Raw genomic sequence first — 15,860 nt, 5'->3', positions numbered from 1 at the left:
CCGAATCCCTACCAGGGCGAGGTGATCGCGGATGGGAGCGGTCGGTGCCGACATCGCTGCCGTACCTTGACCGCATGGGACGCCTCGCGGACTGGCGTCGGGTCGCACGGGCGCACCCGACCGGCGGTGACGCCGCGCTGGCCGCGCTGCTCTTCGCGGTCAGCCTGCTGCCGGTGGACCCGCCGGGTGGGCCGCCCCGTGATCCGCTCAGCGTCACCGCCGTGCTCCTCGCCCTGGCCGGTTGCGCCGCCCTGGTGCTGCGCCGCCGGTACCCCCTACCGGTGCTCGCGGTGGTCACCGTCACGGCGGCCGTGTCGATCCTGGTGGAGCAGGCCCGGGGACCGTTCGTGCTGACGGTGGCGCTGGCCGCGTACACCGTCGCGACCCGGACCGACCGGCGGACCGCCGCCGTGGCCGGCGCGGTGAGCGCGGTCGCGCTCGGCGCGGCGGCGGTGGTCACCCTCGGCGTCTCCTGGGTGGACCCGGCGGTGGTGGTGCTGCTGCTCTGGTTCGGCGTCGCCGTGGCGGCCGGGGACGCCGTGCGCAGCCGGCGGGCGTACGTAGCGGTGCTGGAGGAGCGGGCCCTGCGCGCCGAGCGGACCCGCGAGGAGGAGGCCCGCCGCCGCGTGGCCGAGGAGCGGCTGCGCATCGCCCGCGAACTGCACGACGTGGTCGCCCACCACATCGCCCTGATCAACGTGCAGGCCGGGGTGGCCGGTCACCTCCTGCGCGAACAGCCGGACGCGGCCGAGGAGGCCCTCGGGCACGTCCGCGCGGCCAGCCGCACCGTGCTGGACGAGCTGTCCACCGTGCTCGGGGTGCTGCGCCGCGACGAGGAGACCGACGCGCCGATCGAGCCGGCACCGAGCCTGAACCGGCTGGACGCGCTGGTGGAGGGCTTCGCCACCGGGCAGCCGGTGCGCTGGACCGTGGCCGGGCAACCCCGGCCGCTGCCCACGGCGGTGGACGTGGCCGCGTACCGGATCATCCAGGAGTCCCTGACCAACGCCCACAAGCACGCGCCGGGCGCGGCGGTCGCGGTCCGCCTGCGCTACGACGCCGACGGTCTCACCATCGAGGTACGCGACGACGGGGCCGGCACCCCGCCGCCCGCGCCCGACGGCCCCGGAAGCACGGCGGGTGCCGGCGTGGGTCTGCTCGGCATGCGGGAACGGGCCGAGTCGGTCGGCGGCACGTTCACCGCCGGTCCGCGACCCGCGGGCGGTTTCGCGGTCCGCGCCGACCTGCCCGCACCCGAGGAGGTGGCCGAGTGACGATCCGGGTCCTGCTGGCCGACGACCAGAAACTGCTGCGCGCCGGATTCCGGGTGCTCGTCGACTCCGCCCCCGACCTCACCGTGGTCGGCGAGGCGGCGACCGGGCGGGAGGCGGTCGACCAGCTCCGCGCGACGCCCGTCGACGTGGTGCTGATGGACATCCGGATGCCCGACCTGGACGGGCTCGCCGCCACCCGGGAGATCACCGCCGATCCGGCCCTGGCCGGCGTACGGGTGCTGATCCTCACCACGTTCGAGGTGGACGAGTACGTCTTCGAGGCGCTGCGGGCCGGGGCCAGCGGCTTCCTCGGCAAGGGGGTCGGCCCGGTCGAGCTGCTGGACGCCATCCGTACCGTCGCCGCCGGGAACGCACTGCTGTCCCCGAAAGCCACCCGTGGGCTGATCGCCCGGTTCCTGGCGCAGCCCGAGCCGGACGCGCAGGCCACCCCCGAGCAGCTGCGGGTGCTCACCGAGCGGGAGCGGGAGGTCGTCACGCTGGTCGCCACCGGCCTGTCCAACGAGCAGATCGCCGAGCGGCTGGTGGTCTCCCCGCTGACCGCGAAGACCCACGTGAACCGGGCGATGGCGAAGCTCGGCGCGCGGGACCGGGCGCAGCTCGTGGTGATCGCGTACCAGAGCGGTCTGGTCCGGCCGCGGTAGGGGAGACGCCCGTCTACCGCGTCCGCGGTACGTCGAGGTGTCCGCCGCTGGCCGACGCGGGGGCCCGACTACGCGGGCGATCGTTGGTCGCATGATCGATGTGACCAACCTGAGCAAGCGCTACGGCGACAAGGTCGCCGTCGACGACCTGACCTTCCAGGTACGACCGGGCATCGTCACCGGGTTCCTCGGGCCGAACGGCGCCGGCAAGTCCACCACCATGCGGATGATCCTCGGCCTGGACGCCCCCACCTCCGGCAGCGTCACCGTGGGCGGTCGCCGGTACGCCGAGCACGCGGCCCCGCTGCGCGAGATCGGCGCGCTGCTGGAGGCCAGGGCCGTGCACACCGGCCGTACCGCCCGCAACCACCTGCTCGCCATGGCAGCCACCCACGGCATCGGTCGCCGGCGGGTCGACGAGGTGATCGACCTGGTCGGCCTGCACGAGGTGGCCGACAAGCGGGCCGGCGGCTTCTCCCTCGGCATGGGCCAGCGACTCGGCATCGCCGCCGCGCTGCTCGGCGACCCGAAGGTCGTGATGCTCGACGAACCGGTCAACGGCCTCGACCCGGACGGCATCCGCTGGATCCGGGACCTGCTCCGGGGCCTCGCCGCCGAGGGCCGGACGGTCTTCGTGTCGTCGCACCTGATGAGCGAGATGGCGATGACCGCCGAGCACCTGATCGTGGTCGGCCGAGGTCGGCTCATCGCCGACGTGTCCGTCGCCGAGTTCGTCGCGCAGGCCGCGCACGACACCGTACGCGTCCGTTCGCCGCAGGCGACCGCGCTGCGCGACCTGCTGGTCGGCCCGGACGTGACGGTGACCGGCGGCGAGCCCGGCCTGCTGGAGGTGACCGGGCTGACCCGGGAGCAGATCGGCGACCGGGCCGCCGCCGCCGGCCTCACCCTGCACGAGCTGTCCTCCCAGCAGACCTCGCTGGAGGAGGCGTTCATGACGTTGACCCGCGACGCGGTCGAGTACACCGCCGAACCCGCCGCTGCCGGAAGGACCGCCCGATGAGCACCGACACCCTGAACCGAGCCACCGCCGTCCCCGCCGACGCGAAGGTCACCCCCGCACGCGTGGTACGCGCCGAGTGGACCAAGTTCCGTTCGCTGCGCTCCTCGGTGATCATGCTGATCGCCACCGTCGCCCTGCTCGCCGGGCTCGGCCTGGCCTTCTCCGCCGTGCTGGCGGACAACCCGCCGGAGCCCGGCACGCCGGCACCGCCCGGCGGCCCCTCGTCGCTCGACCCGTTGGGCGCGAGTCTCGGCGGCGTCAACCTCGCCCAACTGCTGATCGGCACCCTCGGGGTGCTCCTGGTCGCGGGCGAGTACTCCACCGGGATGATCCGTTCGTCGCTGGCCGCGGTGCCGAAGCGCTGGCCCGTGCTCGTCGGGAAGATCGCCGTCCTCGCCGGCGTCTCCCTCGCGGTGCTGGTGCCGACGGCCCTGCTGACCTTCCTCGGCGCGCAGGGCGTCCTCGGTGACGAGGGCATCTCCCTCGGCGACGACGGGGTGCTCCGGGCGGTGCTCGGCGCGGCGTTCTACCTGGCCGGCGTCGGCGTGCTCGGCATGGCCGTGGGCGCGCTGCTGCGCAACACCGCCGGGGCGATCACCACCGTGGTGGCGCTGCTCCTGGTCGTGCCCGGCGTGATCTCGCTGCTGCCGGAGAGCGTGTCCGACGCGGTCTCGCCGTACCTGCCGTCCAACGCCGGCGAGGCGTTCATGTCCATCTCGTCCGACCCGGACCTGCTCTCCCCGGGTGCCGGGGCGGCGGTGTGCGTGGGCTGGCTGGTCGCCCTCGTCGGCGCCGCCGCCGTGCTCCTGCGCCGCCGTGACGCCTGAGGTGTAAGGAAGGGCCCCCGCTTAACGCCTCGCGTTGTACCGGGGGCCCTTCTTAACGCGGCACACCGCGGCACACGCGGCACGGCCCGCCGCGAGTGTGCCGCGGTGTGCCGCGTGGGCCTTCCGCAAGGCGCCCCGACGGAAATAGAGTGGGGGCGGCGACCGTGCAGGTGGCCGGTGACCCGGCGGGAGGCGCAACCCGTCGGGCCCAGGTGCGTATCACCGTGCCCACCGGTCCGTGCCCGTCCGCCGCCGCACCGGCTCGGCCGGTCACCCCTCGCCCCGGTCCCGCACGTACGGAATCCCCATCACAACAGGGGAGAAGGACAATGGCGCGACCCATCACGCTCTTCACCGGCCAGTGGGCCGATCTACCGTTCGACGAGGTCTGCCGGCTCGCCTCCGAGTGGGGGTACGACGGTCTGGAGATCGCCTGCTGGGGCGACCACTTCGAGGTCGACAAGGCGCTGGCCGACGACTCGTACGTCGACCGCAAGCGGGAGACCCTCGCGAAGCACAACCTCCAGGTCTTCACGATCTCCAACCACCTCGTCGGCCAGGCGGTCTGCGACCACCCGATCGACGAGCGGCACCGGGACATCCTGCCGGCGCGGATCTGGGGCGACGGCGAGCCCGAGGGCGTACGCCAGCGGGCCGCCGAGGAGATGAAGGACACCGCCCGCGCGGCGGCGAAGCTCGGGGTGAAGACGGTCGTCGGCTTCACCGGCTCCTCGATCTGGCACACGCTCGCCATGTTCCCGCCGGTGCCACCGTCGATGATCGAGCGCGGCTACCAGGACTTCGCCGACCGGTGGAACCCTATCCTCGACGTCTTCGACGAGGTGGGCGTGCGGTTCGCCCACGAGGTGCACCCGAGCGAGATCGCGTACGACTACTGGACGACGAAGCGCACCCTGGAGGCGATCGGGAACCGGCCGGCGTTCGGGCTCAACTGGGACCCGTCGCACTTCGTCTGGCAGGAGCTGGACCCGGTGAACTTCATCTTCGACTTCGCCGACCGCATCTACCACGTCGACTGCAAGGACGCGAAGGTGCGTACCGGGGACGGTCGGCGCGGCCGGCTCTCCTCGCACCTGCCCTGGGCCGATCTCCGGCGGGGCTGGGACTTCGTCTCCACCGGCCACGGCGACGTGCCCTGGGAGGACTGCTTCCGCGCGTTGAACGCGATCGGCTACGACGGTCCGATCTCCATCGAGTGGGAGGACGCCGGGATGGACCGCCTCGTCGGCGCGCCGGAGGCGCTGGAGTTCGTCCGCCGGCTCGCCTTCGACGCACCCTCGGCGGCCTTCGACGCCGCGTTCAGCAGCAAGGACTGACGCCCACGGCCGGCCGGAGCGCGACTCCGGCCGGCCCCGGGTCAGCCCGCCGTGAAGGCGTGCTCGCTGATCAGCCGGGCGGCGCCGATCACCGTCGCCCGGTCGTTCAGGTCGGACAGGACGATCGGCATCGTGCCGGTCGCCAGGGGCGCCGACCGGCGGTAGACCAGGGCGCGGATCTCGGCGAGCAGCGCGTGGCCCAGACCGGCCGGAGCGCCGCCGATGATCACGATGGCCGGGTTGACGAAGCTCACCAACCCGACCAGCACCTGGCCGAGCCGCCGGCCCGCGTCGCGGACCACGCGGTGGGCGGCCGGATCGCCCGCGCCGGCCGCCGCCGTGAGGTCGGCCACGGTCAGGGTGCCGGCCTCGTCGAGCCGGGCGGCCAGCGCGGGGGAGCGGCCCGCGTGCGCCGCCGCCAGCGCCGCGCCGGTCAGGCCGCTGTCACCGCAGTACGCCTGGAGGCAGCCGGCCTCGCCGCACGCGCACGTCGGGCCGTCCTCGGTCAGGCGCAGGTGCGCGATGTCGCCGGCGCTGCCCGTGGCGCCCCGGTGCAGGGTGCCACCGAGCACCAGGCCGCAGCCGACCCCGGCGCCCAGCCGCAGGTAGAGGAAGTCGTCGAAGGTGCGCCCCACGCCGGCGTGCCGTTCGCCGAGGGCGCCGACGTTGGCGTCGTCGTCGACGAGGGTGGGAGTACCCAGCTCGGCGGCGATGGTGTCGCGCACCGGGAACCGGTGCCAGCCGGGCAGCAGCGACGGCGAGACCGGCACGCCCTCCCGGACGTCCACCGGCCCGGGCAGGGCCACGCCGACGCCGGTGAGCCGCCCGAGACCCAGCTCGGCCCGCAGCTTGGCGATCAGCTCGACCGCGCGGCCGACCACCGGCTCCGGTCCCTGCCGTACGTCGACGGGTTCCCGCCGTTCGGCGAGCGGGGCCAGCTCCCCGTCGGTGACGGTGACGACCAGTTCCCGCGTACCGATGACGACGCCGGCGAAGCGCACCCCACGCCCCAGGCGCAACAGGGACGAGCGTCGGCCGCCGCGGGACGCGGCGGGACCGGCGGTCTCGACCAGGCCGGTCTCGACGAGCCGTTCCACCTCGGCGGCGAGCCGCGCACGGGGCAGCCCCAGCGCGTCGCCCAGCTCCACCCGTGACCGGGGGCCGTCGTCGCGCAGCAGCGTGACCAGGCGCGCCTGGTCCGCGGTCTCCGGCCGGACCGACACCATCGCCATCACCTCCCGGCGGCGAGTCTGCCACGGCGGTGTTTCCTCCGCGTGGCGCGCAGGGCCACGGGGGGTGAATCCGGACGAGCAGGTCACGGGTGTACGCACACCAGCGGGCCGGTCACCCGAGGGTGACCGGCCCGCTCAGTGGTGCTGTGGGTCAGACGCCGGTGGTGCCCGAGCTGGACGGCTTGCTGTTGCGAGGCGTGGTGGTGGCCGACGGAGTGCCCGACGCCGAGCTCGTGCCCGACTTCGCGCCCACGGTGGCCGGCGTGCCGGCGAACGCGTCGTCGGCGGCGGTCAGCTCCTGCTTCTGGCCGTTGCCGGTGCCCAGCTTCTCACCCAGCTTCGACTGGCTGACCTTGTCCTTGCCCTCGCTGTAGAGCCGGGTCGCCTGAGCCTGCGCGACGCCCGCCGCCTCCTGGACGGTCGGGTGGTCGAGCACCTTGCGGCCCCGGATCACCAGCTCCTCGTACTTCTCCCGACCGGCACGGGCGCCCAGGACGAATCCCGCAGCCAGCCCGCCAAGAAACATGATCTTTCCGCGCATGGCGGCTCCTCTCGTACCTGACGCGCCGTCGGCCCCCGCATACCCGGCCGGGGCCGACCAATTCGCGCCTGCGTCCTCTGTCGGCAGCTAACTACCCATCCTGCTCTCCGCTCAAGCCTCCCTGTGCCGTGATGGCGATTTGTCTGGTTTTTGGTACTGGTCGTCACGGAGATCCGGGTGGGTAACCCCCTGGACCACCACCGGGGGGAGTCCTGTACTCTTGTCCCCGTCGCACGGCGAAGGATCTCTTCGGCGAGCGGCAGCACGATCCCCTGTAGCTCAATTGGCAGAGCAGCCGGCTGTTAACCGGCAGGTTATTGGTTCGAGTCCAATCGGGGGAGCTTCTCCACCAGACGCCCGTCGGTCATGCCGGCGGGCGTTCGCCGTCTCGCCGGTCGTACGCGCTCGCCGCTGCGGGCCGTGCGCCACCCTCGGTGTCAGCGCGCCCTCCCCGTCGTCAGCGCGCCCTCCTCGGTGTTAACAAGGGGCCCTTCCTCTACGAAATGCGTTAAGGAGGGGCCCTTCCTTCTCCTTGGCCGGCAGGATGGTCGATGTCGACTTAGACTCCGGCTGCGTCGGTTGATGCGTCGTTTCAGGGGTGGGATGCGGATGTCCGGAAGAGGTGGCCGAGGCAGGGTCACGCTGGTCGCGGTGGCCGTCGTGCTCGCCTGGCTGGTCCTCGGCGGGGTGGCCGGGCCGTTCGCCGGCCGGCTGAGCGAGGTGGCGACCAACGACAACGCCTCCTTCCTGCCCACCGACGCCGAGGCGACCCGGGCCCAGGAGCTGTCCGGCGGATTCGTCGACCGGCAGACCACCCCGGCGCTGGTGGTCTACGAGCGGACCTCCGGCATCACCGACGCCGACCGGCAGCGGGTGGCCGCGGACGCCGCCCGGTTCGCCGAGGTGCCCGGGGTGGTGGCGCCGCTGCCGCCGCCGATCCCCAGCCAGGACGGGCAGGCCCTCCAGGTGGTGGTGCCCATCGATGACGCGGAGGGCGAGGAGATCGGCGCGACCGTCGAGGAACTGCGCGCCGTGGCCGGCGGCGACCGGGACGGGTTGACCGTCGACGTCGCCGGGCCGGCCGGCCTGCTCGCCGACCTCATCGAGGTCTTCTCCGCGATCGACGGCACCCTGCTGCTGGTCACCCTCTGCGTGGTGCTGGTGATCCTGCTGGTCGTCTACCGCAGTCCGGTCCTGTGGCTCTTCCCGTTGCTCGCCGCCGGCATGTCGTACGCCCTCGCGTCGGTCTTCGTCTACCTGCTCGCCGACGCCGACGTGATCAAACTGAACGGGCAGGCGCAGGGCATCCTCACCGTCCTCGTGTTCGGCGCGGGCACCGACTACGCACTGCTGCTGGTGGCGCGGTACCGCGAGGAACTGCACCGGCACGAGCGTCCCTGGGACGCCATGCGGACCGCCTGGAAGGGCGCCGCGCCGGCGATTGTCGCCTCCGGTGGCACGGTCATCCTCAGCCTGCTCTGCCTGTTGCTGTCGAGTCTGAACTCCAACCGGGCGCTCGGCCCGGTCGCGGCGATCGGCATCGGCGCCACCCTGCTGGTGATGCTCACCTTCCTGCCGGCCCTGCTGGTGCTCGGCGGCCGGTGGGCGTTCTGGCCGCGCCGCCCCCGTCACGACCGCGCCGACCCGCAGGCCGAGCACGGCCTCTGGAGCTGGGTCGCCGGGTTCGTGGCCCGACGGGCCCGACCGGTCTGGCTGGTCACCGCGGTCCTGCTGGCCGCGCTCGCGCTCGGCCTGACCCAACTCGGGGCGACCACACTCGGCCAGACCGACCTGTTCACCGAGCGGACCGACTCGGTCGCCGGGCAGGAGGTCATCGCCCGGCACTACCCGGCCGGCACCGGGAGCCCGGCGACGATCTTCACCACCGAGCAGACGGCACGCCAGGTCGCCGAGGTCGCCCGCGGCGTCCCCGGGGTGGCCGCCGTCCGCCCGGTCACCGGTGAGCGGGCCGGCCCACCCGACGAGAACGCGCCTCCGAAGGTGGTCGGCAGCCGGGTCCAACTGGAGGCGACGCTGGCCGACCCGCCGGACAGCGACGGCGCCGAGCGGACCATCCGGGACCTGCGGGTGGCGGTGCACGCCGTACCCGGCTCGGACTCCGTGGTCGGGGGGTTCACCGCGATCAACGTGGACACCTCCGACGCCTCCCGGCGCGACCAGAACGTGATCATCCCGGTGGTGCTGGTGGTCATCGCGATCATCCTGGCCCTGCTGCTGCGCGCGATCCTCGCGCCGATCCTGCTGATCGCCACCGTGCTGCTGAGCTTCGCCGCCACGCTCGGGCTCTGCGCGCTGATCTTCACGTACGTCTTCGACTTCCCCGGCGTCGACGCCTCGTTCCCGCTCTTCGCCTTCGTGTTCCTCGTCGCCCTGGGCATCGACTACAACATCTTCCTGATGAGCCGGGTCCGGGAGGAGTCGGTGAGACGGGGCACCCGGGCCGGCGTGCTGGCCGGCCTCACGGTCACCGGCGGCGTGATCACGTCCGCCGGCATCGTGCTCGCCGCGACCTTCGGGGCGCTCGCCGTGCTCCCGCTGGTGGTGCTCGTCGAGCTGGGCGTCGCCGTGGCGGTCGGCGTACTGATCGACACCATCGTCGTCCGGTCGCTGCTGGTGCCGGCACTCGCGTACGACATCGGGCCGAAGGTGTGGTGGCCGAGCCGGCTGTCCCGGTCCCAGGGTGAGGGGGAGGCGCGTGATGCTGGCTGAGACCGACGTGGTGATCGTCGGCGGCGGCCTGGCCGGCCTGGCCGCGGCCCGGCGGCTGCACCGGGCCGGCGTGCCGTGGCGGCTGCTGGAGGCCGGCGGCCGGCTCGGCGGCCGGGTCGCCACCGACACCGTCGACGGCTACCTGCTCGACCGGGGCTTCCAGGTCCTCAACACCGCCTATCCGAAACTCGGCACGCTGCTCGACGTGGACCGGCTCGACCTCGGCTACTTCATCTCCGGCGTGCTCGTACGCCGCGGCGACGACCTGCACCGGCTGGTCAACCCGTTGCGCGAGCCCACCGGCACACCTCGCACCGCGCTCGCCGGAATCGGCTCCCTGCTCGACCGGGTGCGGTTCGCCGCGCTCGCCGCCGGCAGCGCGACCCTGCCCACCGGGCGGCTGCTCGCCGCCCCGGAGACCACCACCGAGGCCGCGCTGCGCCGGGCCGGGCTCTCCGATGCGATCATCGAGGAACTGCTGCGACCGTTCCTCTCCGGCGTCTTCATCGACCGCGAGCTGGAAACCTCCAGCCACGTCCTCGCGATGGTGCTGCGGTCGTTCGCCCGGGGCCGCATCGGCCTGCCCGCCGAGGGCATGGCCGCGCTGCCGCGGGCCGTTGCCGACCCGCTGCCCGCCGACCTCATCGACCTGGACACCCCGGTCGCCGAGGTCGCACCCGGCAGGGTCCGCACCCAGGCCGGCGACATCGCCTGCCGCGCCGTCGTGGTCGCCGTGGACCCGCCGGCGGCGACCGCGCTGCTGCCGACCCTGCCGACGGTACGCATGCACAGCTACACGACCTACTACCACAGCACCGACACCGCGCCCCTGGACGAGCCGATCCTGCTGCTCGACGGTGACCGGCGCGAGACCATCGCCAACACGGTGGTGATCAGCCGGGCCGCGCCGACGTACGCGCCGGAGGGGAAGCACCTGGTGGCGACCTCGGTGGTCGGTCCGTCCGCCCCACCCGAGCCGGCCGTACGGGCGGAGCTGACCCGCCTCTACGGACGGTCCACCGCCGACTGGACCCACCTCACCACCGTCTCGATCCCGGAGGCGCTGCCCGCCGCGCCTCCGCCGCAGGGGCGGCTGCGCAAGCCGGTGTCGCTCGGTGACGGGCTCTACGTGGCCGGGGACCATCGGGACAGCCCGTCCATCCAGGGCGCGCTGGCGAGCGGTTGGCGCACCGCCGGAGCGGTCCTGGACCGGCTGCGTACCGGCTGATGAGGGGACGCGGGCCGGTCGGAGGCCGAGGACGAACAGTGGCTGTGGAGCGTCATCGCGGTGGAGTCGCTGCTCGCTGTTATCCTCGCGTTGCCCATCGTGCCGCTGCGCCGAAGACGCATTCATGCTGGCCGGTGATCGACCGGGCGGGATAGGATCCGGCGCGGTGCCGGGGCGGTAGCTCAGCCGGTTAGAGCAGGGGACTCATAATCCCTCGGTCGCGGGTTCGAGTCCCGCCCGCCCCACCACGGAAACACTTTGGTCAGCCATGCTTCCCACGACCCGGGCCCACCGCGTCGAGGCCCGGGCCGACCCCGTCAGGCCGCACTGAGTCGGCAGCAGCACGGCCCGCTGCCCGGTCGAGGCGGCCCGGAAGCGGGCCGCGCCCGCCCGGCCCCGGCCAGCTGGCGACTACCGGCCGGGCCGGCCGGCCACGCTTCGGGATTGCCGGACTTCGAAGACCTCGCGGCTCTGCCCGAACCACGCGCAGCGCCGATCGCGCCCAGCCCGACGGAGCATCGAGCCGGGCGCGTCGACCAGCTATGCCACGAAGCGGGAACGGCGTCGGCGTCCGATCAGGTAGCCGGCGCCGCCGAGGAGCAGAAGTGCACCGCCGATGCCGGTCACGGTCGCGGCATCGTCACCGGTGACGGGCAGCCCACCGCCGTCGCCGCCGGGGGCGCCCACGCTGGCGGAGGACGTAGGCGCCGGCGCAACGGTCGTCGTGGCGCTGGGCGTGGCGCTCGGCGTGGCGCTCGGCGTCGGTGTGGGCTGAGACGTGCAGTCAAGCGCACGTGCGGCATACAGGCCGTCGTTCAGGTAAGCCAGGTAGGCATCGATGGTCGCGTCGTCGAGCGTCTTCTGCGCGGCCGCCTGCACGTTGGTACCAGCGCCCGTCAACGTCCGGACCACCGTGACCCGCAGAGCCACTGACCAGGCCTTCTGCACGTCCGCCTTGAGGAATGCACGCAGATCATCCGCGGTGCCGTCCAGGCGCTTTTGAATGGCGTCAGGCAGAACGGGCAACGAGTCGGCGTTCGCCGCTGCCAGGATCTGGTTGGCCAACACGCGCACCTCCACATCGGTGGCAGTGTCCAGGTCGATGGTGACAAGCTCGCGGATATCCTTGTACACCTTGCGCTCGACCGTTTGGCAGGCCTCGTTCAGTACGGGTGGTTCGGTTTGCGCCATCGCCGGCGCCGCCGGAACCAGGAAGGCCAGCGCCATCAAGACGCCGGCCGGTAGCTTCCATCGCATGTGAATCTTCCTCCCCGCTGCAGGCCAAAACGTGGAGATGCTAGCCGTCGCTCACGTCAGTCGTTGCCCCGTCGGTGACCGGCCTCGCGTCGAGGCTGCGGATCCGCGGGCTTGACGGTCCGCGTCCAAGCAGGGCAGGGCGCCTGCTGGAGGTGGTTCAGTCCCACAGGCCCGGAACGCGCTCCTGAAGCCTTGCCATCACCCGCGACAGCCCCGTGTTCAGGTCGTAAGCCGTGTGCGATGTCGAGAAGCGTTTCCGCTGCTGGATCAGCATGTGCCCAGCTCGCCAGCTCGCATATCTTGTTCTCATATCCCTTGGTCGCGTGGATGGACAGCGCCTGGTCGGACGCGGCGTCGTGGCTCTGGCGGACGAGTCGCGGAAGCGGAAGAATGGTGGATGGCCGACTTCCCTCCGGGGTTCACCCTCGACCAGGTGCGTAGGGTCGTGAACGACGGTCCCTACGAGAGCGGGGCGCATTGACCGTGAGTACCTTCGTCCTGATCCACGGCGCCGGAGACGTCGGCTGGTACTGGCACCTGGTGGAGGCCGCGCTACGCACCCGTGGACACGACTGCATCGCACCCGACCTGCCCGCCGACGCCCCATCGGCCACGTTGACCGACTACGCGGACGCGGTGGTCGACGCGATCGGCAACCGTACCGACCTCGTGATCGTGGGACAGTCCTTCGGCGGGTTCACCGCACCTCTTGTCGCTGACCGGCTTCCGGTCGATGTCCTCGTACTGGTGGGCGGGATGGTCCCGGCGCCGGGTGAGGCACCACGCGACTGGTGGTCCAACACCGGCTACGAGGAGGCGGTCCGCACGTGGGCCGCCCAGGACGGCGGCCTCACCGGCAACGACGACCCGTACGTCACCTACTACCACGACGTACCCCGCGGCCTGGCCGAGCGGGCGATGCGCAAGGTTCGGAACCACCCGTCGGAGGCCGCCATGAACGCACCCTGGCCCCTCGACCGCTGGCCGGCCGTACCGACCAGGTTCGTGCTGTGCAGTCAGGACCGGTTCCTGCCGGCGGAGTTCGCCCGCCGGCTGGTACGCGACCGGCTCGGCATCGTCCCGGACGAGGTCGCGGCCGGGCACTGCGTGGCGCTCAGCCAACCCGAGGCACTTGCCGAACTCCTCGCCGGATACGCGACCACCTGTGCCCGTCCTGGGCAGGGCTAGCGCGTCGCCTGGTCGCGTGCCGCCTCGGGTCGGGAACTCTCCATGATCCGGTCGCCCACGAGGCGGCGACCCGCGGCGGAGCCGTCGCCTTCGTCGTGTTCACACCCGGGCTTCGACGGGGTGCGGGGCGGCGTCGAGGGGCAGGTCGCGCAGCCGGCGGATCGGGGTCGACAGGTAGATGATCGGTGACAGCACGGTGAGCGCCCCGAAGATGAGCAGGGTGGTGCGGGCACCGAGTGGCCCGGCGAGGACGCCGGCGAGCAGGCCGCCGAGCGGGATGGCGCCCCAGGAGACGAACTTGACCGTGGCGATCACCCGCGACAGGAGCTCCGGCGGGCTGGCGAGCATCCGGTAGGTGCGGGTGGTCACGCTGAGCACCACCGAGGAGACGGAGAAGATGAGGTTGCCTGCGGCGAAGGCGACGTAGGCCGTGGTCCCGGTACCGAGTGGGATGATGAGCGCGCCGGCCACACCGACGAAGGCCGCGACGATCAGACCCCGTGCGGTGCCGACCCGGTCGGTGAAACGGGTCGTCAGCGCGGCGCCGATGAGCGCGCCGAGGCCGTCGGCGGCGAGCAGCAGCCCGACCATGAGCGGCGGCGCGTGCAGCTCGCGCACCAGGTAGTACGGGAAGAGAGCCAGCATCGCGCCGCAGACGAAGTTCGTCGCGGTGGCGTCCCACATGGCCGGTCCGATGATCGGGTGTCGCAGCACGTAGTGCCAGCCCTCGCGGATCATCGTGGCCATCGGTGGCCGCTCGGCCGGTCGCTGCACCCGCCGAGCCGGAAGGGTGCGCAGCAGCACGGCGGAGACCAGATAGCTGACGGCGTCCACGAACAGCGTCGGCACCGCACCCAGCAGCTGCACCGCGAGTCCGCCGAGGGACGGCCCGCCCAGCAGGGTGGCCGCGTGCGTGCCGGAGTTGAGGCTGTTCCGCGCCTGCAACTGCGCGGCCGGCACGATCTCCGGCAGGAAGGTCTGGTTCGCCACGTCGAACAGCACGTTGGCGAAGCTCACGACCAGGGCGACCGCGACCAACTGGGCGACCGTCAGGGCGTCGATCCACCAGGCCAGGGGGACGGACGCGATGGCGAGGGCCCGGATCAGATCCAGGGCGACCTGCATGCCGCGGAGAGGTACGCGCTGCACGATCACCCCCGCCGGCAGACTGATCAACAGGTACGCGAGGTAGCCGGCCGCCGCGATCAGACCCATCTCGAAGGCCGACGCGTCCAGCACGGTCAGCGCGGTCAACGGCAGGGCCACCCCGCCGACCGCCGAGCCGAGGTGACTTGTCGTGCCGGCGACCCACCAACGCCAGAAGGTCGTAAGTTCCATAATGGAACTGACTATAGTGGTGCGTGTGAGAAGGGTCGACCTCGCCGATGCGGACTGCGGCATCGCCCAATCCCTCGGCGTACTGACCGACTGGTGGACCTTCCTGCTCATCCGCGACATCGCCGGTGGCGTGACCCGCTTCGACGGCCTGCAACGAGGGCTCGGGATGAGCCGCCGCGCGCTGACCGAGCGTCTCGCTGCCCTCGTCGAGCACGGCGTCCTGCACCGTCAGCGGTACACGGATCGCCCGCCGCGCTACGACTACCTGCTGACCGCCAAGGGCGAAGGCCTGCTGCCGGTCCTGATCGCGCTACAGGAGTGGGGTGACCGGCACGTGCTCGGCGACGGGTCGCTCACCGCCACGGCGGCGGCCGGCTCGGCGGAGGCGCGCCGAGTGCACGCCCTCGTCGGACGCCGAATTCCCGACCTGACCCTGGTGCGCCACGACGGCGTACCGGTGCCGCCTGCCGACCCGGATGCCTGGACGGTGCTCTACTGCTTCCCCGGCGCATTCGTGCCCGGCGTACAGGGCCTCCCACCGTACTGGGCGGACATCCCCGGCGCACCCGGCTGCACGCTCGAGTCCAGCACCTATGCCGCACGGGCCGCCGACTTCGCCGCCGCCGGTGCCCGGATCCAGGGGGTCAGCACTCAGCGCCCGGACCAGTTGGCTGCCTTCGTCGCCCACGCCGAACTGCCGTTCCCCCTGCTCTCCGACGCCGACGGGCGGCTCGCCACGGCGCTGCTGCTGCCCACCTTCCGAGCCGCCGGCGCCGACCGGCTCAAGCGAGCCACGCTGCTGCTCGATCATGCCGTGACGGTGCGCGCCGTTCAGTTCCCCGTCACCGATCCGGCCGGCTCCGTCGACGAGATGCTGCACCTGGTCCGGAACCACGGGCAGGTCGCCGGGTGATGGCGATCAGCGCCGAGCCACCGCGCTCCTGCCGGTGGTGGCTCAGCCTCTCTAGGCTGACACGCCATGGAGGTCGTCATTCCGGTCATCATCGTTCTCGCTGTCGTCGCGTTCGTTCTCGGTCGGGCCCACGACAGGTCGCTCGCGCGGAAGATCGGCGCGGAGGTCGGCGGGAAGCGCTCGCACGATGACCCGGTCGTCCTACTGGAGAAGCTGCATCAGCTCAGGGAAGCCGGCGCGCTGACCGAGGCGGAGTTCGAGACGCAGAAAGCCCGCATTCTCGAAAAGTGATGCCCGCGACGGGCGACCCGC

Annotated in this window: 14 protein-coding genes and 2 tRNA genes; 12 read left to right on the top strand and 4 right to left on the bottom strand. The window is 72.4% G+C overall.

Annotated features, from left to right (window positions below):
• Positions 1-74: 74 nt before the first annotated feature.
• The 5 genes from ACTMSW_RS06500 (at position 75) to ACTMSW_RS06480 (ending at position 5,121) form a co-directional block, all read left to right on the top strand.
• Positions 75-1,274, top strand: a complete 1,200-nt coding sequence (locus ACTMSW_RS06500) for a sensor histidine kinase (RefSeq protein ID WP_441179526.1) — start codon at positions 75-77, stop codon at positions 1,272-1,274.
• Positions 1,271-1,936 carry a response regulator gene (locus ACTMSW_RS06495; RefSeq protein WP_441179525.1) on the top strand — a complete coding sequence of 222 codons (666 nt, stop codon included), beginning with the start codon at positions 1,271-1,273 and terminating at the stop codon, positions 1,934-1,936. The genes ACTMSW_RS06500 and ACTMSW_RS06495 overlap by 4 nt, the downstream gene beginning before the upstream one ends.
• A gap of 91 nt (positions 1,937-2,027) precedes the next feature.
• On the top strand, positions 2,028-2,957 hold the full coding sequence (locus ACTMSW_RS06490) for an ABC transporter ATP-binding protein (RefSeq protein ID WP_441179524.1): 930 nt from the start codon (positions 2,028-2,030) through the stop codon (positions 2,955-2,957).
• Positions 2,954-3,784, top strand: coding sequence for an ABC transporter permease (locus tag ACTMSW_RS06485; protein ID WP_441179522.1), 831 nt, complete (start codon positions 2,954-2,956; stop codon positions 3,782-3,784). The genes ACTMSW_RS06490 and ACTMSW_RS06485 overlap by 4 nt, the downstream gene beginning before the upstream one ends.
• A 329-nt stretch (positions 3,785-4,113) precedes the next feature.
• Positions 4,114-5,121 (top strand): sugar phosphate isomerase/epimerase family protein, encoded by a 1,008-nt coding sequence (locus ACTMSW_RS06480; protein ID WP_441179521.1) that lies wholly within the window; start codon positions 4,114-4,116, stop codon positions 5,119-5,121.
• A gap of 41 nt (positions 5,122-5,162) precedes the next feature.
• Here ACTMSW_RS06480 and ACTMSW_RS06475 read toward each other — a convergent pair whose 3' ends face one another.
• Together ACTMSW_RS06475 and ACTMSW_RS06470 are read right to left on the bottom strand one after the other, a co-directional pair.
• Positions 5,163-6,347, bottom strand: a complete 1,185-nt coding sequence (locus ACTMSW_RS06475) for an ROK family protein (RefSeq protein WP_441179520.1) — start codon at positions 6,345-6,347, stop codon at positions 5,163-5,165.
• A gap of 157 nt (positions 6,348-6,504) precedes the next feature.
• The gene (locus ACTMSW_RS06470) at positions 6,505-6,894 is read right to left on the bottom strand and encodes a hypothetical protein (protein WP_441179519.1); all 390 of its coding nucleotides are present in this window, start codon (positions 6,892-6,894) and stop codon (positions 6,505-6,507) included.
• Positions 6,895-7,162: 268 nt separating this feature from the next.
• Here ACTMSW_RS06470 and ACTMSW_RS06465 point away from each other — a divergent pair.
• The 4 genes from ACTMSW_RS06465 (at position 7,163) to ACTMSW_RS06450 (ending at position 11,100) form a co-directional block, all read left to right on the top strand.
• Positions 7,163-7,235: transfer RNA gene (locus ACTMSW_RS06465), tRNA-Asn, on the top strand.
• Positions 7,236-7,503: 268 nt separating this feature from the next.
• Entirely contained in the window at positions 7,504-9,624 is a 2,121-nt protein-coding gene (locus ACTMSW_RS06460) for an MMPL family transporter (protein ID WP_441179518.1), read from the top strand.
• Positions 9,614-10,852 (top strand): NAD(P)/FAD-dependent oxidoreductase, encoded by a 1,239-nt coding sequence (locus ACTMSW_RS06455; RefSeq protein ID WP_441179517.1) that lies wholly within the window; start codon positions 9,614-9,616, stop codon positions 10,850-10,852. The genes ACTMSW_RS06460 and ACTMSW_RS06455 overlap by 11 nt, the downstream gene beginning before the upstream one ends.
• Before the next feature lie 171 nt (positions 10,853-11,023).
• Positions 11,024-11,100 (top strand) — tRNA-Ile (locus ACTMSW_RS06450).
• 292 nt (positions 11,101-11,392) lie between these two features.
• Here ACTMSW_RS06450 and ACTMSW_RS06445 read toward each other — a convergent pair.
• A complete protein-coding gene (locus ACTMSW_RS06445) occupies positions 11,393-12,109 on the bottom strand; it encodes an LPXTG cell wall anchor domain-containing protein (protein ID WP_441179516.1) in 717 nt (238 codons plus the stop codon).
• A 483-nt stretch (positions 12,110-12,592) separates the two neighbouring features.
• Between ACTMSW_RS06445 and ACTMSW_RS06440 the strand changes: the two genes are divergently transcribed.
• Positions 12,593-13,297, top strand: coding sequence for an alpha/beta fold hydrolase (locus ACTMSW_RS06440; protein ID WP_441179514.1), 705 nt, complete (start codon positions 12,593-12,595; stop codon positions 13,295-13,297).
• Between the two features lie 99 nt (positions 13,298-13,396).
• Here ACTMSW_RS06440 and ACTMSW_RS06435 read toward each other — a convergent pair whose 3' ends face one another.
• Positions 13,397-14,635, bottom strand: coding sequence for an MFS transporter (locus ACTMSW_RS06435; RefSeq protein WP_441179513.1), 1,239 nt, complete (start codon positions 14,633-14,635; stop codon positions 13,397-13,399).
• Between the two features lie 25 nt (positions 14,636-14,660).
• Between ACTMSW_RS06435 and ACTMSW_RS06430 the strand changes: the two genes are divergently transcribed.
• Both ACTMSW_RS06430 and ACTMSW_RS06425 read left to right on the top strand, forming a co-directional pair.
• Positions 14,661-15,548: a winged helix-turn-helix transcriptional regulator gene (locus tag ACTMSW_RS06430; protein ID WP_441179512.1), complete on the top strand. Its 888-nt coding sequence runs from the start codon at positions 14,661-14,663 to the stop codon at positions 15,546-15,548.
• 66 nt (positions 15,549-15,614) lie between these two features.
• A complete protein-coding gene (locus tag ACTMSW_RS06425) occupies positions 15,615-15,839 on the top strand; it encodes an SHOCT domain-containing protein (RefSeq protein ID WP_441179511.1) in 225 nt (74 codons plus the stop codon).
• The last annotated feature ends 21 nt before the right edge of the window (positions 15,840-15,860 follow it).

This window comes from Micromonospora sp. BQ11 (genome assembly GCF_052068135.1).
In the GTDB taxonomy this organism is placed as follows: Bacteria; Actinomycetota; Actinomycetes; order Mycobacteriales; family Micromonosporaceae; genus Micromonospora.
Note: the sequence above shows the minus strand (reverse complement) of the source record. Positions and strands in the feature narration are given on the sequence as shown.